Origin of the sequence: Hyphomicrobium sp. (assembly GCF_036262015.1) — a bacterium.
GTDB lineage: Bacteria > Pseudomonadota > Alphaproteobacteria > Rhizobiales > Hyphomicrobiaceae > Hyphomicrobium_C.
On the sequence record NZ_DATAJR010000008.1, the window covers coordinates 271,966 to 293,404 of the forward strand.

The window sequence follows — 21,439 nt, forward strand, 5'->3', positions numbered from 1 at the left end:
CCCGCCCAAACCTTACGCAAATGGCCCTTCGCTGACGCTGCGACTTCGGCTGAAAGATCCCAATTATGGACATTTGAGCTGCTGGTCGTACCCAGCGAGGCCCGTTCTCGAAACGTCCGCTTATGGATACAGAACGGACGACAGCTAGCGATTTGTTCGGCGGATATCCTTGGCCGATAGTCAAATCTCAATGCTGCTCACGCGAAGCGGACTGGACCAAGCTTCCTAGAATCTGATGAGAGCGCCCGTTGATAGGGCACGAAAATCGTCGAGCGGGCCCACACCGCTGGCGCCTGAGATGTTGGCGCTCTGGTTGCGATACTTGAGCCAGAGAGACATCGACGCGCTGTCCAACTCCTGCACCACACCGCCGCCGAACAAATCGATCTCGCTCGACCTCACACCGAGTGCGAGGGCACTAGGTCCGATCTGGTCAATGTATTGGCCATAGTCGCCGTAAACGACAGTCGCGCCGAGCGGCGTCCATTTTCTCCGGATGCCGACCTTGACGTACCAATGCTCGCCGTCGGGAGGCGTGGCGTCACCTGCCAGAAGCGTCCCGCTGTTGTCCTCGTACCCGTAGGCGCCGTGGAGGAACAACCCGGTCGCGAGGTGCTCGGCATAGCCGCCAGCCTGGAAGTAGCTCGAATCCTTCGCGATCAAGTTTGGGAGCGCCACAGCCAAACGCTCATCGGTGCTTCCGGAGTAGCCGATGCCAAGCAAAACCTTGAAGCCGGAGAACTCGCCGGCATAGCGCGCGGCGACCTGCCAGTCGTCATCCTCGCCCCAACTCGCGGAGGCGCTGAAGCCTGCGATCACGGGCGTATCGTAGCGCACCGCATTCATGACGAGGCCGTCGCAGTCGCCGCCGAGCGGCACGGATTGCGAATAGCAAAAGGCGAGCTGTCCCCACGTGAGTGCCGCCGGCGAGAGATCGCCGCCGCTGCGGATGATGAACTGCGGGAAGCCGTCGAGGAACGTGTAGTTGTCGATGATTTGCGTGCCCGACTGGTCGGTGAACATGGCCGCACTCTTGGCCGCCGGCGCCTGCCTGCCGACGCTCACCGTGCCGAGAGCTTTGCTCTGCAGATACCAGTAGGACATCTGCACATTTAGACCCTGGCTGAAGGCGCTCCTGTCCTGTGTTATGGCTGCTGTGCCGCTGCGGCCGAATGGATTGTCATCCAGATTCTGGATGCGCATCATGTAGCCGGCCGTCCAGCCGGGGGAGATCGTGGCCTCGCCGTTGAATTTGATATGCGTCGCCTGCGTGGGGCCGAGCCCGTGGAGGTAGACGTTGCTTTTGCCGCCGTCGTCCCACCCAGTGATCTCCTGCGCAACGTAGCCCGACATCGTGAGCTTCACTTTGCGAGTGCCTTTACGCGCTGCAGTCGCCTCAAGCTCCGCGATCCGTTCATCGAGATCAGCGCAGCAATCCCCACTGAGATCCGCTGCCTCTGCGTATCCGGCGCAAATGCAAACCGCCGACGCAATTGCAAACTGAAAAATTGGCGAAGCTGAACGTCGTCTCATTCCTGCGGTCCGTTTGGTGTGATTGCCGAGAGGCTTCCTCAGCCGACTTTCGCGAGCGCGTTCTCATGTATGATTCTCTTGATCTCGGGCCGGCACGATCCGCAGTTGGTTCCCGCCTGCGTGGCCTCGCCCACGGCCGTAACGGTGCGGCAGCCTTTCTTGACGACGGAGGCAATCTCGATGGCGCCGATGCCGAAGCAGGCGCACACCGTCGCGCCGCGATCGACGACGCCCGCGCCGGGGCCTCCGGCAAGAACGGCGTTGCGTCGCCCGATGGGAGCCTCCACGGCGAGCTGCGAGATCGCCCATTCGCGCGAGACGGCCACCGGCTCGGGTGCAAGGAACAGCATTCCCGTAAGGTGCCCGTTGTCATAGGCGGCAAACCGCATGCGCCTAGTCTGTACATCGCGATAGACGATGGGTTCGCTCGACCTGCCGAGAAACTTGCGCGCGAAGGAAGACCAATCAGCAGGATCGTCTGCCAAGGCCATCTCGACGCGCCAGCCGCCGTTGCATTTCGCGATCGCCCAGTATTCCCCGGGAATCCGCTCGGGCTTGTGCCGAAGGACGGCAAAGCCATACGTCGCGGCAACGAACCGCTCGATGCGCGCCGGACTATTCTTGGAGGCCGGCTGTCCGGAGATCGCATCGGTGACACCGGGGACCAGGCAATCGACGCGCGCACCCGAAGCGAACTGGTCGTTCCAGTGCATGGGAACGAAGATCGAGCAGGGCTGCTGCCGCGGCGTGACGAGCGCGCGCGCCAACATCGCGCCGAGTCCTGTGGAGACGCGCACGAGATCCGCGTCTCCGATGCGGAAACGCTCTGCATCGTCGGGATGGATCTCCACGAACGGCTCGGCATAGTGTTGAGAAAGCCGCTGGCTTTTGCCCGTGCGAGTCATCGTGTGCCAGTGGTCGCGCACGCGGCCGGTGTTGAGCGTGAGCGGGAAGCCGGGCGTCGCCGTTTCTGCAGCCCCGAGAGCGACGGGTACGATGCGGGCTTTGCGGTCTGGTGTGAAATACCGGCCGTCGGAGAACAGGCGTTCGGCACCTTTGAAACCGGCGCGGCGCGGCCATTGGAACGGCGCGAGGTCGTCGTAGGCGGCTGGGTCGAGTGTCGCGCATCCGCCGATGTCGAAATCGCGCGTGCCCTCGTTTTCGAAGGCCGAAAGCGCCGCGTGCTCGGCGAAGATCTCGCTCGGATCAATATAGGCGAAAGCTTCGCCGTGGCCCATGCGCTTAGCGATCTCAGACACGATCCACCAGTCGGGTCGTGCGCCACCGGGAGCGCGCAGGAAGCTGCGCTGGCGCGAGATGCGTCGCTCCGAGTTGGTTACAGTGCCGCTCTTTTCGCCCCAGGCGAGAGCAGGCAGCAGCACATGCGCCAGCCGAGCCGTGTCGGTTTCCGCAGTCACGTCCGACGCGACGACGAACGGGCAAGCAGAGATCGCGTCCTTGACGGCGCCGGCCTCGGGCATCGACACGACCGGGTTGGTCGCCATGATCCACAGCGCCTTAATGCGTCCGTCTGCGACCGCGCGGAACATATCGACGGCTTTAAGACCGGGTTTTGTGGCAATGGTCGGCGCGTTCCAGAAACGCTGCACGCGATCGCGGTCCTCCGCGTTCTCGATCGCCATGTGGGCAGCGAGCATATTGGCAAGGCCGCCGACCTCGCGCCCGCCCATGGCGTTCGGCTGGCCGGTGACCGAGAACGGCCCCATGCCGGGTCTGCCGATGCGCCCCGTCGCCAGATGGCAATTGATGATGGCGTTGACCTTGTCGGTGCCCGAGGAGGATTGATTGACGCCCTGGCTGTAGATCGTGACCGTGCGCTCGGTTGCGGCAAACAGGCGATAGAATTCTTCGAGCGTCGGGAGCGGAATGCCCGTCCGGCTGACGAGCGTGTAGATGTCGAGCGCACCTGTCGCACTGAGGGCGACATCAAAGCCTGTCGTATGCTGCGCGATGTAGTGCGCATCGATAGCGCGGTTGAGTGAAAGGTGGCGCAGCAGCCCCAGAAACAGCGGAACATCGCCGTCGGGCCGGATCGGAAGATGCACATCCGCTATATCGGCCGTGGCGGTGCGACGGGGGTCGATGAGCACGACCTTCATCTCCGGCCGCTTCTCCTTCGCAGCGGCAATGCGCTGGTAGAGCACCGGGTGGCACCAGGCGAGGTTCGATCCCGCGAGAACTATGAGGTCGGCGAGTTCCAGGTCCTCGTAGCAGCCGGGCACCGTATCGGAGCCGAACGCGCGGCGATGGCCTGCAACGGATGACGCCATGCAGAGGCGCGAGTTCGTGTCGATGTTGGCCGAGCCGATGAAGCCTTTCATGAGTTTGTTGACGACGTAGTAGTCCTCGGTGAGGAGCTGCCCGGAAACGTAGAAGGCGACGGAGTCCGGGCCGTGCTCGCGGATTGCATCGTTGAACTTCGCAGCCACGAGATCCAGCGCCGTATTCCAGTCCGACCGGGCTCCGAAGATCTCTGGATATAGCAGCCGGTCCTCGAGCCCGATCGTTTCTGCGAGCGCAGACCCCTTCGAACAGAGCCGGCCGAAGTTTGCGGGATGATCCGGATCGCCGCGGACGTTGACATCGCCACTGGTGCCGACCTCGGCGATCACACCGCAGCCGACGCCGCAATACGGGCACGTCGTCTGGACCGAACGCGGGGCGCGCATATCCATGCGTTAGGCTGCCTCTGCCGCGACGTTGCTCGCGATATAGACCGTGCCGCCCTCCACCTTGATTGGTACGGTGCGCACGCAGCCTTCGTCGGCGCCCTGAGCCTTGCCGGTCTCGAGTGAGATGACCCAGTTGTGCAGCGGGCATGTCACCGACGCGCCGTGCACGATGCCCTGGCTCAATGGGCCGCCCTTGTGCGGGCAACGGTCATCGATGGCGAAGATGCGGTCGTCGCCCGTGCGGAAGACGGCAACCTTTCCTCGCGGTGTCTCGATGCAGCGCGCGCCGCGCTGCGGAATGTCAGAAACATTGCCTATGGCGATCCATTGCATGGGCCTTACTCCGCTGCCTGTGGGACGCCGACCGCAGCGAGCGGGCGAAACTCATGCCTGTGCAAGCCAGAGACGCGCTCGGACCACGGGTCGACCTGTGCGAACTTCTGCGAGTGGACGAAGCGGTGGAAAAAGCCGCGCCGACGCTCCACATCGTCGAGCACCTGCCGGCGGATTTCATCCACGCCGACGCGCTTCGCCCATTTGTAGATGCGTTCCAGATACCGCGCCTGCTCGCGGTACATCTGCGTGAGCGCGACGATGACTTCGAGGGCTTCGTCCTGGGTCTTAACGAGGCCGAGCACCTCCGTGCCTTTGATGTCGAGGCCCGCAGCCCCCGCGAAGTGGATCTCGAATCCGCTGTCGACGCAGATGACGCCGATATCCTTGCATGTCGCCTCGGCGCAGTTGCGCGGACAGCCCGACACCGCCAGCTTGACTTTGGCCGGCGTCCATGAGCCCCACATGAATTTCTCCAGCCTGATGCCGAGGCCGGTCGAATCCTGCGTGCCGAAGCGGCACCAATCGCTGCCGACGCACGTCTTCACCGTGCGCAGTCCTTTGGCGTAGGCATGCCCCGAGACGAATCCGGCTTTGCCGAGGTCAGCCCAGACGGCAGGAAGGTCCTCTTTTCTCACGCCCAGCATGTCGATGCGCTGGCCGCCGGTCACCTTCACCGTCGGGATCTGGAACTTGTCGACGACATCGGCGATGGCGCGCAGTTCCTTTGCGTTCGTCACGCCACCCCACATGCGTGGCACCACCGAGTAGGTGCCATCCTTCTGGATGTTGGCGTGCACACGCTCGTTGATGAAGCGGGATTGGTAGTCATCGGCGTACTCACCCGGCCAATCGCAGACGAGATAGTAGTTGAGCGCCGGCCGGCACTTGGCGCAGCCGCATGAGGTCTTCCACTCGAGCTCTTGCATGACGGCAGGGATGGACTTCAGGCCTTTTGCCTTGATCAGGCGGCGCACGTCGTCGTGGCCGAGAGAGGTGCAGGAGCACATCGGTTGCACTGCGACGGGATTGAAAGCGTCTCCAAGCGTGACCTTCATCACCTGTTCGACAAGGCCCGTGCAGGAACCGCATGAGGCTGAGGCCTTCGTATGCGCCCGTACCTCTTCGAGGGAAGTCAGCCTCTTGTCCTTGATGGTGCCGACGATCTTGCCCTTGCACACGCCGTTGCAGCCGCAGATCTCTGCGTCATCGGGCAATGCTGCAACGGCCGCCGTAGGGTCCAGCGGCGCACCGCCCTGGTAGGCCTGCCCGAAGATGAGCGTGTCGCGCATCTCCGAGATGTCGACGGCCTTCTTCTTGAGGTCGTTGAACCAGGCGCCGTCCGCCGTCTCGCCATAGAGCACGGTGCCGACGATGCGGTTCTCCTTGAGCACGAGGCGCTTGTAGACACCGGCCGCCGCGTCACGGAGCACGATTTCCTGGCGATCCGCGCTGTCGGCGAAGTCGCCGAGCGAGAACACGTCGATGCCGGTGACCTTGAGCTTGGTTGGCGTATCGCTGTGAACGAAACCTTGCACGTCCTCGCCGGCGAGCTTTGCCGCCGTGACGCGGGCCATCTCGTAGAGGGGTGCGACGAGTCCGTAGACGTGGCCGCCGACCTCCGCGCATTCACCAAGGGCGAGGACGTCGGGATCTGATGTCTGCATGTGGTCGTCGACGACGAGTCCGCGGTTGACCTCGAGTCCGGCGCTCTTGCCCAGCCATGCGCTGGGCCGGATACCCGCCGCCATGACGACGAGGGTACATGGGATGACGGTTCCGTCGGAAAGCTCGATGCCTTCCACCTTGGTCTCGCCGAGGATGCGCTTGGTATTAGCCTTGCACTTCACGGCGATCCCGCGATTTTCGAGCTCACGCTGCAGCATGTAGCCGGCGGCCGCATCGAGTTGGCGCTCCATAAGGGTCGGCATGAGATGCAACACGGTGACGTCCATGCCGCGCTCGTTGAGCCCGGCCGCCGCTTCCAGCCCGAGCAGACCGCCGCCGATGACGACCGCCTTCGTACGCGACTGCGCAGCAAGAAGCATGGCCTGCACATCGTCGAGGTCGCGATAGCTGAGCACGCCGGCGAGGTTGTTGCCGGGCACAGGCAGGATGAACGGTACCGATCCTGTGGCAATCACGAGCTTGTCGTAGCGCGCCGTCACGCCCTTGTCGGAAGCGACGGACTTCGCCGCTCTGTCGATGCTGACGACCTTATGGCCCTTGTAGAGCGTGATGCCGTTCTTGATATACCAGCCGTCGCCGTGGATGATGATCTGCTCATAGTCCTTCTCGCCGGACAGCACCGGCGAAAGCATGATGCGATCATAGTTCACGCGCGGCTCGGCGTTGAAGATCGTGACGTCGTAGCGTCCCGGAGCCTTCTCGAGCAGATGCTCGAGCATGCGTCCCGGCGCCATGCCGTTGCCGATGATGACGAGCTTCTCGGTCATTGTGCGTATCCCTCTGTCGACTATTCGGCAGCGACGAAAGATTGATGAGGCAAACTCTTCGCGGCGGGAGAGTCGCTGCGGTTCACGTGCCGGACAACGACATCCATCCACACCAAGAGGCCGGCCGAGATCACGAACAGCAGCATGAAGCAGCTGGACCAGAGGCCAGTGAGGTCATTGAGCGCGCCGAAGGCGATGGGCAGCACGAAGCCGCCGAGACCGCCGATCATGCCCACGAGGCCACCGACGGCGCCGACGCTGTTCGGGTAGTAGGAGGCGATGTGCTTGAAGACAGCCGCTTTGCCGAGGCTCATGAAGAAGCCGAGCACGAAGGCCGCGACGATGAAGGCTCCGACGCCGATCTCGAAGTGGGAGGAGATCTCGCCGTTGATGCCGCGCATGACGTAGCTGGTCGGCGGAAGCGACAAGATGAGCGTAGCGACCGCCGAGACGGCGAAGCTCCAGTACATCACCGAACGGGCGCCGATGCGGTCCGAAAGCATGCCGCCGTACGCCCGGAATATGCTGGCGGGGATTGAATAGAGGGCGCCTATCATGCCGGCGGTTGCGATGTCGAAGCCGTAGACGCCGATCAGATAGCGCGGCAGCCAAAGCGCGAGCGCGACAAACGCGCCGAACACGAAGAAGTAGTAGAACGCAAAGCGCCAGACCCGGATATCGCGCAGCGCCGAAAGCTCGAGCAGGAAGGGCTTGGCCGCAGCACCCGTCTTGCGGCGTTCGATGGTTACCGGATCGTCGGTGGTCGTGACGTAGAACACACCGGCCATGACGACGAGCGCGGCAGCCCACACCAGCGCCACCGCCTGCCAGCCCCAGGCGAGAAGCACAAACGGAGCGGCGAACTTGGTCACCGCTGCGCCGACGTTGCCGACACCGAAGATGCCGAGCGCGGCGCCCTGTTGTTTTTGCGGGAAGAAGCGTGAGACATAGGCGACGCCCACCGCGAACGACCCGCCCGCGAGGCCGACACCAAGCGCCGCGGCAATCATCTGCGGATATGTGTGGGCGAAGGCGAGCAGCACGGTTGCTACGCTCGTGGCAAGCATGGTCAGCGTGAATACGAGGCGGCCGCCGAAACGATCTGTCCAGATGCCGAGGAAGATGCGCGAGAGTGAGCCGGTCAGGATCGGCGTGCCGATGAGAAGCCCGAACTCGGTTTCCGTGAGTCCAAGCTCCTGTTTGATGCGCACGCCGATGATGGAGAAGATCGTCCACACGGCGAAGCACACTGTGAACGCGAACGTCGATATCCAAAGCGCGCGGCCTTCAGCGTGTGCTAACCCAAAACCTGCGTGATGGTTTTCCTGCATCGATCCGCCTTCCGCCCTGCGGGGCTTGAAAAACAAAAAGCCGCCGGTCAAACCCCTGCGCAGATGCGCAATGGCTTGAGCGGCGGCTTTGCCTGAGGAGCGCCCGTCGTTGGGCGCCGAAGCTGACCGGAGCAGGGAGCCGCGCCAGCTTTGGCGCTGCAGCAATTCGCTCAGGATCAACCTGTTATGAGAACGGATACGCCCGTCGTAGGGCCATCAGCAAGGCCAAAGAATAGACAATTTGCGCACCAGCGGCACAAATTTTGTGCAGTGCACGCGCGGTGGGTTTACCGCCGCTGGGCTTCAATGTAGGCGCCGAGCTTGTCAGGATCGAATAACGCGCCGTCGAAGAAGCCGTCAGGGCCGAGCGTGAGGCTCGCGCCTGCCGAGCCGACGGGCGTGGGCGCGACCAGGGCCCCTTCGACCTTCGCATTCGCAGCGGGAAGCGCGACGCCAAGCGGTTTGAGAGCGCTGCGATAAATGTCCGGCCGGTAGGTCTCGCGCGCGATCGCTGCGTTTCCCAAAGTATGCGCCACCTGTCCCCACCGTACCATCTGCGAGTAGAACCAGAGCGCGTGGCTCTTCCAGGGAAACGTCGCCGCTTTCGCGAACGGCACGAAGAAATCCTCGGCGCGCATGATCTCGCCTCCGCCGATGTCGAGCGCACCGGAAAGGCCGTGCAGCATCCACTCCGCGGGACGGTCGATGAAGGCGCGCCCGGCTAGGATCTCCGCAAGCTCGCGATGGTTCTGAGGCGAAGCGCACCACTGCGCCGAGCGGCACATGGCGCGCAGCAAGGCGGCGAGAGCCTCCGGCTCGCGTTCGGCCCAGTTGGCCGCGACCCCCAAAACCTTCTCCGGGCTCGAGCGCCAGAGCGCAGCCTTGACGGTGACGATACGGCCGAGGCCGGCTTTCGGGGCCGCCGTGCTCCACGGCTCGCCGACGCAATAGCCGTCGATCGTCCCGCTCGCGAGTGCGTCAGCCATGAGAGGCGGCGGAACGAACACGATCTCGACATCGCGCTCCGGGTCGATGCCGCAGGCGGCAAGCCAGTAGCGGAGCTCGTAGTTGTGCCCGGAGAACGGATGCACGACGGCGAAACGCAGAGTTGCGTCCCGCGCGTCGTCGCGTGCTGTGATGACTCCCCGCAAGGCACGTCCGGCGGCAGCCGGGTCGAGATCCGCTTTGGCGCCATGCTCCACCAAGCGCGCCCACAGCGCGTTCGATACAGTGATCGCATTGCCGCCGAGGCCGAGTGCGAGGGGGGCGATGGTCTTGGCGGCAAGCGGCGTGAGGCCGAGGTTGGCCGCAATCGGCATAGGCGCCAGCATGTGCGCCGCCTGGAAGTGCCCGACGGCCATGCGGTCGCGAATGTTGGCCCATGACGTTTCGCGCACGAGAGTGAGATCGATGCCTTCCGTAGCCGCAAACCCCTTCTCTTTGGCGGCGACAAGAATGGCGCTGTCGAGCAGGGGCATGAAGCCCGCGACGATCTCGTGTGAACGACCCTCGCTCATTTCTCCTCCGGCGGAGCCAGCAGGCCAGCGGCCGTAATCAAGCTCTCAGCAATCTCGGAAATCTTGCGGTTCTGGTTCATGGCCGTCTTGCGGAGGAGCCCATAGGCGTCTTCTTCGGACATGCCGCGCGTTTTCATTAGAATGCCTTTGGCGCGATCGACGAGCTTTCGGCTTTCGAGCTGTGAACGCGCTTCCTCGAGTTCGCGTGACATGCGCGCGAAGGCATTGAATCGGCTGATGGCCATGTCCAGGATTGGCTTAACGCGCTCGCGCTTTAAGCCGTCGACCACGTAGGCCGAAACGCCGGCCTCGACCGCGGCCTCGATGGCCGCCTGGTCGGAACGGTCGACGAACATGGCGATCGGGCGCTTCACCGCCCGTGAGAGCTGGAACATGCTTTCCAGTACGTCTCGGTTGGGGTTTTCGAGGTCGATGACGATGACATCGGGCGAGATATCGGCAATGCGCCGTGCGATACCCGCGATATCGTGGATGACGGTCAGCTTGATGTAGCCCGCGTCACGCAGCCCGTCCTCAATGACGGCAGCCCTGAGCCGGTTCTCATCGAGAATGAGAATGGAGAGTGTGGCTTCTGGTTCGGACATGCGCTCGCTCGATCGGAGGGCGGCTGCGCCTTACCATGAAATATCGCAGCTCAGCAATCGCCTGATTCTGGTCATTTTCAATCTCGCCAAGGACACGCTGATAGCAGAGCGGCAGGCTGCATCGTCCCGCTCAGGGTATGAACGAAGGCGGCGGCAGAAGCGCGAGCTACTGGCTGGCAAGAGCCGACGAATTGCCTGGGTAGGTCTTTACGAACGCGATGCTGCTCGATACTTCGTGCCAATGAAAATCGGCGTGCGATGCGCCTTGATCATGGCGCACTTGTCGCGCGCGCCCACAGCCTAGCCGAGTGAAAATGCCACCGTTGAGATATGTCGCGAGACAGCCGGAGCCGCGGCTACGCGAGCTTTCGACGACATGCACATACATGCCTGAACCTGCGTCTGTATGCGACAAAGTCGAAGGCGATTTTCAGGAATTGAAATAACTTGCTGATTTAATTGGTGGAGCCGAGGGGAATCGAACCCCTGACCTCCGCAGTGCGATTGCGGCGCTCTCCCATCTGAGCTACGGCCCCTTTAATATGCAATATCAAAAGGTTATGTATTGCACCTTCAACCTATATGTCAATGCTTTTATGCGGTTGTTATCCGTTGTGTGCGGTTTCACCGGTCGCGCTGAACCTGTAAGGGAAATTAGGTGATTAGCTTAGGCGGTTGAAACGCCGTCGGAACTATGTGTGGCGAGCCACCGGTCGCGCAAAACCTTTGACCGCTGCATAGCAGAACAAAACGGGAAAGTCAATACACAGAAAATAGCCCTCTGTATAGCTTGCGATGAAAGCGTAGTTCTTGTTTCGTCATCGTGATGTTTACTTTTGTTCTTGATTTTTATGCTGTTGTTATTGCGACGTATACATTGGATCTGGATATAAGTCTTCGATACACCTGTCGAGGAGGGGAGATGTTATGAAGTATTTTGGGAATTCCTCAGGGAGGTCTTTGGACCGTTTCCGTCGCATGATCCGACAGTGGTGTTCTTCGAAATTTTGGTTCGCGCGGGGGTGGTCGCGATGTTCCTGGGGCTCAGCGCACTGGCGCTATTCACTCTAGCGTTGGTCGCGGGGGCATTGCCGAGGTGAGGCGACCGAACTCAGATCGCGACGCGAGCGAGTGTAAGCGTGTGTGGATGCGCGGCACGCCTTTCGTGGTTCGCTAAAGTGGCCGTAGTCCGAAATGAGTTGCTGTGCTGAACTTCGGATGTCAGCACGGAGGTTTTCTGCGCTCAGGTTCAGCGCAACCTGTGCATCTTCGATTGGAGCTTAGTCGCTTTGGGGAGTCCGGTGCAGTGCGATTGCGGCGCTCTCCCATCTGAGCTACGGCCCCGAACCCATGGGATCAGGCCGTGCGAGCGCTAATGAACCTTCAGCGGAGCACGGCCTAAGGTTTGGGCATTTACGGTCCGGCTGTTTACGTTGTCAAGGAAACCACCCCCAAGTTCGGCGTGCTTCCGGTGTTCCAGGGTGTGCGTGCGTATCCGCAGCGCCTTGCCGCCTCGCCGCCTAGCGGGTACACGTCGTCAGACCTTCCGCGACGCAGGATACGGCGCACAATGATCGAGCTGCTCGGCTTCATCAGTTATCTCATCGACCTCTACGTCTACATCATCCTCGCCTCGGTGATCCTGAGCTGGCTGATGGCCTTTGGGGTGGTGAACCCCTACAACCGTTTCGTGAGCGCTCTCGCCCAGGGCTTGGCCGCCGTGACCGAGCCGCTGCTGCGACCGATCCGCAACTCTCTTCCGGATTTTGGCGGCATCGATTTCTCGCCGCTGATCCTCTTGCTTGGCTGTTTCTTCGTGCAGAGCGTGGTTCTTCCGAATATCGCCAAGCTCTTCCTGTGACGGCTGGGCTGCTGAACGCTGCCGACCGGCCCTGGCGGTCCGGCGCCGGGTGCGTCATCGTGCGCGTGCGGATTACGCCAAAATCGTTCAAAGATACAATTGACGGCATCGAGACGACGGCTGAGGGGCCAGCCCTCAAGGCTCGGGTGCGCGCAGTGCCCTCCGACGGGGAAGCGAATGCGGCGCTTTTGACGCTTTTGGCCCAATGGCTAGGGGTGTCGAAGAGCAGCGTGCGGCTAGCCCAAGGGGGTAAATCGCGCGTGAAATCGGTCGAGATCACCGGCAATACAGAGGAACTTGAGGTTCGGCTGGCCACGCGGCTGGCGAGCCTCTCGTGAGGCATTGCAACGCGCGTAACGCAAAAAGAGGAAGGGGAGACGCCTATGGCAGCCCAAGTTATCGACGGAAAGGCCATTGCCGCAGAGGTGCGGGCTGAGGTTGCCAGGGATGTGAAGGCGCTCCAGAAGAGCCACGATCTGACGCCGGGCCTCGCGGTCGTTCTCGTTGGCGAAGATCCGGCCAGCCAAGTCTACGTTCGCAACAAGGCTGCGCAGACGGTCGAAACCGGGATGCAGTCGTTCGAGTACAAGCTGCCCGCCGATACGTCGGAGTACGACATCCTCGCGCTTGTCCAGCGCCTCAACGCCAACAAGAACGTCAACGGCATCCTCGTGCAGCTTCCGCTGCCGAAGCATGTCAACGCCGAGAAAGTCTTGAACTCGATCGACCCCGATAAGGACGTCGATGGCTTCCATCCGACGAACGTTGGCCGCCTCTGGATCGGCGAGCGCGCGCTCGTGCCGTGCACGCCGACGGGTTCCGCCATTTTGGCGAAAAAGGTCATCCCCGATCTCAGGGGCGTAAACGCGGTCGTCATCGGCCGCTCGAACATCGTCGGCAAGCCGATGGCGGCCCTGCTGCTGCGCGAAAGCTGCACGGTGACGGTGGCGCATTCCAAGACCAAGGATCTGCCGGCCGTCTGCCGCGGGGCCGATCTTCTGGTGGCAGCTGTCGGTATTCCGGAGATGGTGAAGCGCGACTGGATCAAGCCGGGCGCGGTCGTCATCGACGTCGGTATCAACCGCATCACGACGCCCGAGGGCAAGAACAAGCTCGTTGGTGACGTGGCTTATGCTGAGTGCGCCGAGGTGGCGGGTGCCATCACGCCGGTTCCGGGCGGCGTCGGCCCCATGACCATTGCATGCCTGCTGCAGAACACGATCACGGCCGCGAAAATCCAGTACAATATCAAGGATTAGTCTGCGGCCGAGGGGCAGCTTGTTTGGGCAGCGGGGTTCTCCCTGCTGCCTTTTTTGTGCCAGTTCATGCGGCTGTCTGTGATCGCAGCGTCTCACCGCGATAGGAGAGGGCTTCGGCCACGTGAATGCGTCCGACGGTTTCGGAGCCGTCCAGGTCGGCGAGGGTGCGGGCGACGCGCAGGGTGCGGTGAAAGCCGCGGGCGGAGAGCTTTAGGGTGTCCGCAGCTTGGCGGATGAGGGCGAGGCCGGCGTCATCGGGCTGGGCAATCTTCTCCAATAGATGTCCGACACATTCGGCATTGGTGCGGAGCTTGTCCGTGCCGTGGGCCTTGAAACGCTGGCGCTGCAGTTCGCGCGCAGTTGTCACGCGTGCCCGCACTTCGGCGCTGCCTTCGTTCGGCGGCGGCAAGGTGAGGTCGGCGGCGGAGATGGCTGGTACTTCAATTTGCAAGTCGATGCGGTCGAGCAACGGCCCCGAAATGCGCGCCTGATAGTCGGCCGCGCAACGCGGACCACGTTTGCAGGATTGCCCGGGACCGCCGCCGCATCGGCAGGGGTTCATGGCGGCAACGAGCTGAAGCCGCGCGGGGTAAGCAATACGATGGTTGGCGCGCGCGATGATGAGCTCGCCGGTTTCGAGCGGCTGGCGCAAGGCATCCAGCACGGCGGGCTGGAACTCCGGCAGCTCGTCGAGGAACAGGACGCCCAGGTGCGCGAGGCTTGCCTCACCGGGCGCGGACGCGTGCCGCCGCCGACGAGCGCGGCCATGCTGGCAGAATGATGCGGAGACCGGAACGGCCGGTCGGTGCAGAGCTTGCCGCCCATCAGCTCGCCCGCGAGACTATGGACCATCGAGACATCCAGCATCTCCTCGGGTGAGAGCGGCGGCAGGATCGAAGCTAGGCGCGCCGCGAGCATCGATTTGCCCGAGCCTGGGGGACCGATCATCAGGAGATTGTGTCCGCCGGCGGCCGCCACCTCGAGCGTGCGCTTGGCGCTTTCCTGGCCGCGAACGTCGCGCAGGTCCGGCAAAGCCGTGCGGTCGCGGTCAAGTGCCGGCCGGGGACGCGAAAGGGTCTGCAGGCCTTTGAAGTGGTTGACGAGGGAGAGCAGGTGCGGCGCTGCGAGAATGTTGACGTTCTCGCCTGCCCATGCTGCTTCGGGCCCGCATTCGGCAGGGCAGATGAGGCCCTTGTCCAAGGCGTTGGCCCCAATGGCGGCGGGAAGGCCGCCAGGCACCGCGCGGATGGATCCGTCGAGAGCCAGTTCTCCAATGGCGGCGTAACGCTCTATCGCATCGGGCGCAACGGCCTCCATTGCAACCATGAGAGCGAGCACGATCGGGAGATCGAAGTGGCTGCCTTCCTTAGGGAGGTCGGCCGGAGCCAAGTTCACGGTGATGTGTTTATAGGGAAGGCCCAGACCCACCGCATGCAGAGCGTTGCGCACACGTTCGCGGCTTTCGGCGACGGCTTTGTCCGGCAGGCCGACGATTGCGAACGCCTGTGCGCCTGGCGTCACGCGCACTTGGACCTCGACAGCGCGCGCTTCCACGCCGACAAACGCGAGTGTGGAGATGGTTCCATACATCGAACGCCCCCGGATCTGATCCGTAGGAAAACGATTGCGCGCCTGAAATCCGTCGCGACGGTGTGAGAACCGTTCAAGATCCTGTAGCGTTGCGCGCGGCGTTGACGGCGTCCGGAATACTCGCTGCGTACGTGACGAGGGGTGTGCGAAGCCCCGCTTGTAGAAGCGTGCGCCGCACGCCCGGGCGCGCGGAGGTGAAGTAGACGCGCGTTCCGGAACGGTCGAGTTTGTGCACGAAGCCTTCCAGGGCTTTGGCGGCGGTGCTATCCACCAGCGGCACGTCAGCAAAATCGAGAATGAACGCTTTGGGATGCTCGCCGATGCGGTCGAGCACGCCGCGCACGCTGGCCGTGGCTGCGAAGAAGAACGCTCCAGAGATGCGATAGACGACGATCTCGCGTCCGTATTGAGACGGGTCGTACTCTGTGCGAGATGCTCCGGTTTCGTCGGCCTGATCCTCCGCCACGAGCGGGCTGCCGGTGGCAATTGCCACGTCCTCGGCCAGTCGGTGCAGCACCAAAAATGCGCCAAGCGTCACGCCGACAGCGATGGCAATGCTCAGATCGACGAAGATGGTCAGCAGGAACGTGGCCATGAGGACGGTTGCGTCGCCCCTTGAGCTACGAAGCAGGCCCGCAAACTCCTCCTTCTCGGCCATGTTCCAGGCAACTACGGCGAGAACGCCGCCGAGACTTGCTAGAGGAATATAAGAGGCGAGAGGTGCCGCGACGAGCATGAACAGGAGAAGGTAGACCGCGTGCAGCATTCCAGAGACCGGGCTTACGGCTCCGGCGCGCACGTTGGTGGCGGTGCGAGCGATGGTGCCGGTCACACACATACCGCTGAATGTGACGGCGGCGATGTTGGCTGCGCCTTGCGCGACCAGCTCGCAATTAGACCGGTGCTTGCGGCCGCTCATGCCATCGGCCACCACGGCCGAGAGCAGGCTTTCGATGGCTCCGAGCAGGGCGATGGCGACCGCGTCGGGAAATACCGCGGAGAGTTTTGCGAGATCGAAGCCCGGGAGCGATGGCGCGGGAAGCATATGCGGAACGCCGCCGAAGCGGCTGCCGATGGTCGCGACATCGAGCCCGAGAACGGCGGCGATACCTGCCGTCACGGCGACGGCGATCAGCATGCCCGGCCATTTGGGACGCACCCGGCGTACCACGACGATAAGCGCGATGGCGATCAGGGAAAGAATGGTTGCTGCCGGATTGAGGGTGCCGAGCGCCCGCCAGATGGCAGCGAGCTTCGGCGCCAGGGCAGCAGGTTCATGGGCGATGTCCAGCCCCAGGAGCTCCTTCGCTTGGCTGGCGAAGATGATGACGGCGATGCCGGCCGTGAAGCCGACCGTGACCGGCAGAGGGATGTATTTGACGTAGGATCCGAGCCGTAGGAAGCCGGCGATGATCATCATGAGCCCGGCCATGATGGTTGCCAACACCAAGCCGTCATAGCCTTGACGCTCGACGATGCTGGCGATCAGGACGATGAACGCGCCGGCCGGTCCGCCGATCTGAAAGCGGCTGCCGCCGAGAGCGGAGATCATGAAGCCGCCGACAATCGCAGTGAAAAGGCCTTTTTCCGGCGACAGCCCCGAGCCGATGGCAATGGCCATGGAGAGGGGCAGCGCGACGATGGCAACCGTGAGGCCCGCTATCGCGTCGGCTGCGAGATCCTTGCGGCCGTATCCTTCGCGTAGGAGCGTGACGAGCTTCGGTGTGAAAAGCTCTGCAAAGGTCGGAGATGTGTGCCGGAGTGGTCGAATAGGTGTCGGCGCCTCTATCACTCCACCCCCCTCCAACAAGGAGCAGCGGGATTGCCGTCCGCAGCGATCATGGTCTGATAGCGTCCCGCCCTCTGGGTCAGTCTTGAACGCGATGCCAATAGCAACGAACGTTTCGCCTCAAATCATGAGGCAAAATGCGTTGATTTCATTTGATCCGGATCTATGCCCTGCGGAAAGGTTACCACCGTGCTGAGCGGATAGCATTTGCGAACTGAAGGTCCGTGACGGAGAAACGCGTCGCCGCTGCGAACGGCGGCGCGTCTTTTGTTGGCGGCGGGATCATATCTTGGCGAACTTGCCTGCGGGTCCGCAGGACCAGCGCTTGACCGTCCATTGCGGATGCTCGTCGACCCACTTCGCGATCTCCGGCTGCGCGCGCATCATGCACTGCATCGGCGTCAGGCTCTCGGTGTCGTAGACGAGGCCGACATCCTTGCACTTGGTTGGTTCGGCGGTGAGGCAGGCGACTAAGGCAAGCTCGATCATCGTTGGACCCTTTTTTCTTGGCGTTGAGCGCTCCTCAAGCCAGGCGTTCCGGGGTCCCTAGTCGTTTGTTTCTTGTTGTTGGGATCGCATCGTTCGTCACGTACGGCGATCCATCCGAACGGAAGAGCCTATGCGAAGGTCCGCGCAGCCCCTACCAAGCAATTCAGATTTGCATTTCGGCTTGGCGTTTCCAGTGTATGGAATGCCGCAGCATCGAGCGCTTCGGGCGAGCCGGATGCCAGGCGGGTGGTGCGCCGATCGCCTTGCGACAACATCGCACCCGGCTTCTCCAATTCACCTCACAGTTTCCTCATTCTCGACAACGTCGATCTGCAACACGTCGACCGATAGAAACCCAGCGGGCACGAGGGGTTATCGGCTCGATCTACGATGTTGCGGGGACATTTCCGTTGAATCGCTCATGCGTTGCATCACTTGACGCTTCCACTTCGCGCACCTCTGTGGCCGCGGCCATTTCACCGGTTTCAGCGCTTCTGATCAGCGTCGCGTTTCTGCTCGCGGGCAACGGCTTGCAAGGAACGCTGCTGCCCATTCGCGCGAATATCGAACATTTCATTCCGCTCGAGCTCGGTCTGCTCGGCAGCGCCTATTTCGTCGGCTTCACCTTGGGCTGCATCCAGGGGGCGTCGGTCGTGCGGCGCGCGGGACATATCCGTGCCTTCCTCGCCATGACGTCGCTTGCGTCCATCGTGCCGCTGTTGCACGCGATGGAGATCAATCCGGTGATGTGGTGGGTGCTGCGCGCTTTTACGGGGTTCTGCTTCGCCGTGCTCTACATCGTGATCGAGAGCTGGCTCAACGCGAAGTCCGACAACACAACCCGCGGCATGGTGTTTTCGGTTTACACCATCGTGAATCTCACGGTGATCACTGCTGGCCAGATGATGATTGGCCTCGGTGATCCGCAATCGTTCGTCTTGTTCGGCGTCGCCTCCATTCTGGTCTCGCTCGCAGCGCTGCCGGTTGCATTCACGATTTCCACCACTCCACCTCCAGCGGAGTTCGTACGGCCGCGTCTCAAGAGGCTCTACGCAATTTCGCCGGTCGGCGTCGCAGGCTGCTTCGCGGTCGGTCTTGCAAACGGTGCATTCTGGTCCCTCGGTCCGGTGTTCGCGCAGAACCAGGGTTTGCAGGCCGCTGACGTGGGACTTTACATGAGCGCCGTTGTGCTGGGCGGTGCACTGGCGCAGTGGCCGCTCGGCCTGCTGTCAGATCGCACGGATCGGCGCATCGTCATGGTCGTTGCTGCGACAATCGCCGTGGTTGCTGCTGTTGCAGTCCTGTTCGTGCCGGCGGGAGATCGGGGTCTCATGATTGCCACGGGCGCATTGTTCGGCGCAGGCGCCTTTCCGCTCTATCCGCTGGCCGTCGCGCACGCCAACGATTTCGCTGAGCCGTCCGACTACGTGGAGATGTCGAGCGGACTGCTTCTTACTTACGGGATCGGCGCCGCCATCGGTCCGTTGATGGCCTCGCTGGCGCGTCATTACATGCAGTCGCCCTCGCTCTACGTGTTCACCGCGGGCGCCCATCTTCTTTTGATCGGGTATGTGATCTGGCGCATGACGCGGCGGCATCCCGTCGCTGCAGCTGATCGCGTGGAGTATGCGGAGGCTGTCATCGCTGCGCAGACGGTGACGAGTTTCGATCCGCTGAGCGTTCAGGCGGAGAGTGGTGTGCCCATAAAAGACGCCGCGTAGACGTGTTTTTGCGTTTCTGCGGCGATGCGAAAAATTGTTCTCCCTAGTTCGTGCACCCTAGGGTTGCCGGGGGCCTTGTCATACTTTTGCAACGGTTAATGCTCATCTCCGGACTATTACGTAAGTAGGGAACTCCTCCTATTCCCAAACCCAAGGTATCCCGCCACTTTTCGAGCGTGTAACGTTATGGTGTTCTCGTGGCTAAGGTTCATTAGCTCACGGCGCCACTCGGAAGTCTTCCTGAGGGACTTCGGCGGGAGGGGATATGTATTGCGTACTCTGTGACACGCCCGATCGCGCTTTCGCGCAAAAATCTTCCAATAGGCGCTTCCGGAGACCCTGGCCCTAAAGCTGGGCCGCTTTAGCGTTCCAAGGCGCTGAAAACGTTCACAAAAATCAAAAATCCGAACTAGCAGTACCAACATCCTTTGATGGGGGAGGATATGACTCGTTTTGCGTACACCACGACGCGACGCATCTTTGCCGTTTCGGTATCGGCTTCGCTCGCGTTCCTGCTCAGCACGACCGTTTCGCATCAGGCGATCGCGGCTTGCTCGGGTGCCGTTGGGGGCACCATCGTCTGCACGGACGATTCCGAGATCCCGTTCAATAACTCCGTCGATTTCTCGACAACGGGCGCCTCGTCCACCGATGGAAATTACACCGTCAAGGTAATGGCAACGCCGGGGAACGACGGCGAGGCCGTCGTCGAGAACTCCAATAACATCGCCGCGAGCCTGGATACGCTGAGCGCGGGGAACACGCAGTTTCGCGTGTACGGCATGAAGGGTTCGGACGCCTACGGGATCGAAGAGTGGCTTCTTGAGAACTCCGGATCGATTTCCGCATCTCACAAGGGTCTTGGCGAGGTCGCGGGTGTGTTTCTGCAGAACGATGCGGAGGCATGGACGATCGAAAACACCGGAACGATCTCGGTCCAGCGCGGCCCTCTGACGAACATCGCTGTCACGACGGCTGGTGCCATCACGGCAAAGGACGGATTCGGTACCACCGGCACGCTCGGCATCGCCGCGGGCATCTACAATAACGAGGAGGAAATCAGTGCGTTGAGAGTCGCGACACCCGGTTTCGATAACCCATCGATGATCGAGGCGTCGGCGACGGTCGAGCCCACGACAAGCGCGTTGCTGGCGTTCTTGTCGATCTCCCACGAAACGAGAACGGTATTGCCCTCGACGCCAGGAAGCTGGCCGCCGTAAAGCTCCTTGGCGACAAGGAACCACTCGCCGCTGTGAACAACGTGGTCGATGACCGGCGTCACCGTCGTCTTGGTTGAGCCCCCGGCACCGCCCAGGTTCGAGCGATTGGGATCCTTCTGCTTCATGCCAAGACCCGACGGCTGAGCGAAGCTGCCGTTGGAGCCCGTCGCGCCGACCGAAGCGAGACGCGTATCGATATGCTGTCCGACCGCCTGGTTCAGCGTAATGGCCGCCTGCTGCGTTGCGAAGTTGGTTTCCGGCTTCAGCTGTTCGCCCGCCTGGCGCACCTCGTCCTCCTCGGTGAGGTTCTGCACGGCGACCGCCAGATCATTGAGATCCGGATCGCTTCCGTCCGTTGACATCAGCCACCTCGACGATCGATGAGGGTGTGCCGTCGGGAGGAAGTGCACTGTGGGGCCGTGCTTTCGGTGAAACCAGTACAACGCGGCAGTCGAACTCGGTGCGCCCATGCGCGCCGGTGGAGGCTCCGTGCTGACGCCGGTCGCATCGTTGACCTACTCATATCTCGATCAGGACGGTTATACCGAGGCCAGTGGTTCTGGGATGGCGCTCGCCATCGACAGTCAGAGCAACGACTCGCTCGTGTCCGGCCTGGGTGTGAAGGCGTTGATGCCGATCGCTCACGATACGGTGCTCGAAGCGCGGGCCGTGTGGTTGCACGAGTTCTCGGACACGGCCCAGGTCGTGACCGCGAGCTTCGCGGCGGGCGGCGGCACTTTTACGGCCGCTGGCCCCGGGGTCGGGCGTGACTCAGCTGCACTCGGCGTCGGCCTGCTGGCCACGATCGGTGCCGAGTCCACCTTCCAGCTCAACTACGATGCCAACGTTCGCGAAGATTTCGTCGCGCATATCGGCTCGGCGCAGCTGACGGTTCGCTACTGAGCAGCAAGCTGAAGGCGTAGAGAAGAAAGCGCTGGCAAGGAACGGGGCGGGCTTAGACCCAACTGGTAGGATGCCCCCGTCGTTCTACTGGGTCTACACCACCGTTCTTTCCTTGCCCGAGCCGCCCGCGAAAGCGGGC

15 protein-coding genes, 1 tRNA gene and 2 pseudogenes are annotated in these 21,439 nt (G+C 62.3%); 7 read left to right on the forward strand and 11 right to left on the reverse strand.

Translation table 11 applies throughout. The features are described from left to right. Positions 1 to 225: 225 nt before the first annotated feature. The 7 genes from VHO05_RS09990 to VHO05_RS10020 form a co-directional block, all read right to left on the reverse strand. Positions 226 to 1,533: a porin gene (locus tag VHO05_RS09990; RefSeq protein WP_329646435.1), complete on the reverse strand. Its 1,308-nt coding sequence runs from the start codon at positions 1,531 to 1,533 to the stop codon at positions 226 to 228. Between the two features lie 38 nt (positions 1,534 to 1,571). Beyond that, positions 1,572 to 4,229: a molybdopterin-dependent oxidoreductase gene (locus tag VHO05_RS09995; protein ID WP_414653741.1), complete on the reverse strand. Its 2,658-nt coding sequence runs from the start codon at positions 4,227 to 4,229 to the stop codon at positions 1,572 to 1,574. A 3-nt stretch (positions 4,230 to 4,232) separates the two neighbouring features. Next, positions 4,233 to 4,559 carry a nitrite reductase small subunit NirD gene (gene nirD, locus VHO05_RS10000; protein WP_329646436.1) on the reverse strand — a complete coding sequence of 109 codons (327 nt, stop codon included), beginning with the start codon at positions 4,557 to 4,559 and terminating at the stop codon, positions 4,233 to 4,235. Positions 4,560 to 4,564: 5 nt separating this feature from the next. Beyond that, positions 4,565 to 7,015, reverse strand: coding sequence for a nitrite reductase large subunit NirB (nirB, locus tag VHO05_RS10005; RefSeq protein ID WP_329646437.1), 2,451 nt, complete (start codon positions 7,013 to 7,015; stop codon positions 4,565 to 4,567). A gap of 20 nt (positions 7,016 to 7,035) precedes the next feature. Beyond that, positions 7,036 to 8,346 (reverse strand): nitrate/nitrite transporter, encoded by a 1,311-nt coding sequence (locus tag VHO05_RS10010; protein ID WP_329646438.1) that lies wholly within the window; start codon positions 8,344 to 8,346, stop codon positions 7,036 to 7,038. A 287-nt stretch (positions 8,347 to 8,633) separates the two neighbouring features. Continuing rightward, positions 8,634 to 9,863, reverse strand: a complete 1,230-nt coding sequence (locus VHO05_RS10015) for a CmpA/NrtA family ABC transporter substrate-binding protein (protein WP_329646439.1) — start codon at positions 9,861 to 9,863, stop codon at positions 8,634 to 8,636. Further along, positions 9,860 to 10,468, reverse strand: coding sequence for an ANTAR domain-containing response regulator (locus tag VHO05_RS10020; protein WP_329646440.1), 609 nt, complete (start codon positions 10,466 to 10,468; stop codon positions 9,860 to 9,862). The genes VHO05_RS10015 and VHO05_RS10020 overlap by 4 nt, the downstream gene beginning before the upstream one ends. Here VHO05_RS10020 and VHO05_RS10025 point away from each other — a divergent pair. Then, the gene (locus VHO05_RS10025) at positions 10,467 to 10,772 is read left to right on the forward strand and encodes a hypothetical protein (protein WP_329646441.1); all 306 of its coding nucleotides are present in this window, start codon (positions 10,467 to 10,469) and stop codon (positions 10,770 to 10,772) included. The genes VHO05_RS10020 and VHO05_RS10025 overlap by 2 nt on opposite strands. A 156-nt stretch (positions 10,773 to 10,928) precedes the next feature. Here VHO05_RS10025 and VHO05_RS10030 read toward each other — a convergent pair. Next, positions 10,929 to 11,004, reverse strand: a tRNA-Ala gene (locus VHO05_RS10030). Between the two features lie 1,034 nt (positions 11,005 to 12,038). Between VHO05_RS10030 and VHO05_RS10035 the strand changes: the two genes are divergently transcribed. Genes VHO05_RS10035 through folD form a run of 3 tightly spaced genes read left to right on the forward strand, consistent with a single transcriptional unit; the run spans position 12,039 to position 13,588 of the window. Continuing rightward, positions 12,039 to 12,329 carry a YggT family protein gene (locus VHO05_RS10035; protein WP_329646442.1) on the forward strand — a complete coding sequence of 97 codons (291 nt, stop codon included), beginning with the start codon at positions 12,039 to 12,041 and terminating at the stop codon, positions 12,327 to 12,329. Continuing rightward, entirely contained in the window at positions 12,326 to 12,667 is a 342-nt protein-coding gene (locus tag VHO05_RS10040) for a DUF167 family protein (protein WP_329646443.1), read from the forward strand. Before VHO05_RS10035 ends, VHO05_RS10040 begins: the two co-directional genes overlap by 4 nt. A gap of 45 nt (positions 12,668 to 12,712) precedes the next feature. Then, complete coding sequence (gene folD, locus VHO05_RS10045) at positions 12,713 to 13,588, forward strand: bifunctional methylenetetrahydrofolate dehydrogenase/methenyltetrahydrofolate cyclohydrolase FolD (protein WP_329646444.1); 876 nt, start codon at positions 12,713 to 12,715, stop codon at positions 13,586 to 13,588. Positions 13,589 to 13,652: 64 nt separating this feature from the next. Here folD and VHO05_RS10050 read toward each other — a convergent pair. The 3 genes and pseudogenes from VHO05_RS10050 to VHO05_RS10060 all read right to left on the reverse strand — a co-directional run bounded on the left by VHO05_RS10050 (position 13,653) and on the right by VHO05_RS10060 (position 17,456). Then, positions 13,653 to 15,178: pseudogene (locus VHO05_RS10050) on the reverse strand (YifB family Mg chelatase-like AAA ATPase). A gap of 73 nt (positions 15,179 to 15,251) precedes the next feature. Beyond that, positions 15,252 to 16,970: a SulP family inorganic anion transporter gene (locus VHO05_RS10055; RefSeq protein ID WP_329646445.1), complete on the reverse strand. Its 1,719-nt coding sequence runs from the start codon at positions 16,968 to 16,970 to the stop codon at positions 15,252 to 15,254. 279 nt (positions 16,971 to 17,249) lie between these two features. Further along, complete coding sequence (locus tag VHO05_RS10060) at positions 17,250 to 17,456, reverse strand: hypothetical protein (protein ID WP_329646446.1); 207 nt, start codon at positions 17,454 to 17,456, stop codon at positions 17,250 to 17,252. A gap of 461 nt (positions 17,457 to 17,917) precedes the next feature. On the opposite strand from VHO05_RS10060, the gene VHO05_RS10065 reads away from it, so the two are divergent. From VHO05_RS10065 to VHO05_RS10075, 3 genes and pseudogenes are all read left to right on the forward strand, one after another. After that, a complete protein-coding gene (locus VHO05_RS10065) occupies positions 17,918 to 19,177 on the forward strand; it encodes an MFS transporter (RefSeq protein WP_329646447.1) in 1,260 nt (419 codons plus the stop codon). A 443-nt stretch (positions 19,178 to 19,620) separates the two neighbouring features. Further along, positions 19,621 to 20,397: a hypothetical protein gene (locus VHO05_RS10070; protein ID WP_329646448.1), complete on the forward strand. Its 777-nt coding sequence runs from the start codon at positions 19,621 to 19,623 to the stop codon at positions 20,395 to 20,397. A 444-nt stretch (positions 20,398 to 20,841) separates the two neighbouring features. Continuing rightward, positions 20,842 to 21,300: pseudogene (locus tag VHO05_RS10075) on the forward strand (autotransporter outer membrane beta-barrel domain-containing protein); the annotation flags it as partial. Positions 21,301 to 21,439 lie beyond the last annotated feature (139 nt).

Excerpts from the sequence above, each read along its gene's own strand:
- VHO05_RS09990 (WP_329646435.1), bottom strand. The coding sequence starts at position 1,533 with ATGAGACGACGTTCAGCTTCGCCAATTTTTCAGTTTGCAATTGCGTCG.
- VHO05_RS09995 (WP_414653741.1), bottom strand. The coding sequence starts at position 4,229 with ATGGATATGCGCGCCCCGCGTTCGGTCCAGACGACGTGCCCGTATTGC.
- nirD (WP_329646436.1), bottom strand. The coding sequence starts at position 4,559 with ATGCAATGGATCGCCATAGGCAATGTTTCTGACATTCCGCAGCGCGGC.
- nirB (WP_329646437.1), bottom strand. The coding sequence starts at position 7,015 with ATGACCGAGAAGCTCGTCATCATCGGCAACGGCATGGCGCCGGGACGC.
- VHO05_RS10010 (WP_329646438.1), bottom strand. The coding sequence starts at position 8,346 with ATGCAGGAAAACCATCACGCAGGTTTTGGGTTAGCACACGCTGAAGGC.
- VHO05_RS10015 (WP_329646439.1), bottom strand. The coding sequence starts at position 9,863 with ATGAGCGAGGGTCGTTCACACGAGATCGTCGCGGGCTTCATGCCCCTG.
- VHO05_RS10025 (WP_329646441.1), top strand. The coding sequence starts at position 10,467 with ATGCGCTCGCTCGATCGGAGGGCGGCTGCGCCTTACCATGAAATATCG.
- VHO05_RS10020 (WP_329646440.1), bottom strand. The coding sequence starts at position 10,468 with ATGTCCGAACCAGAAGCCACACTCTCCATTCTCATTCTCGATGAGAAC.
- VHO05_RS10035 (WP_329646442.1), top strand. The coding sequence starts at position 12,039 with ATGATCGAGCTGCTCGGCTTCATCAGTTATCTCATCGACCTCTACGTC.
- folD (WP_329646444.1), top strand. The coding sequence starts at position 12,713 with ATGGCAGCCCAAGTTATCGACGGAAAGGCCATTGCCGCAGAGGTGCGG.
- VHO05_RS10060 (WP_329646446.1), bottom strand. The coding sequence starts at position 17,456 with ATGATCGAGCTTGCCTTAGTCGCCTGCCTCACCGCCGAACCAACCAAG.
- VHO05_RS10070 (WP_329646448.1), top strand. The coding sequence starts at position 19,621 with ATGACTCGTTTTGCGTACACCACGACGCGACGCATCTTTGCCGTTTCG.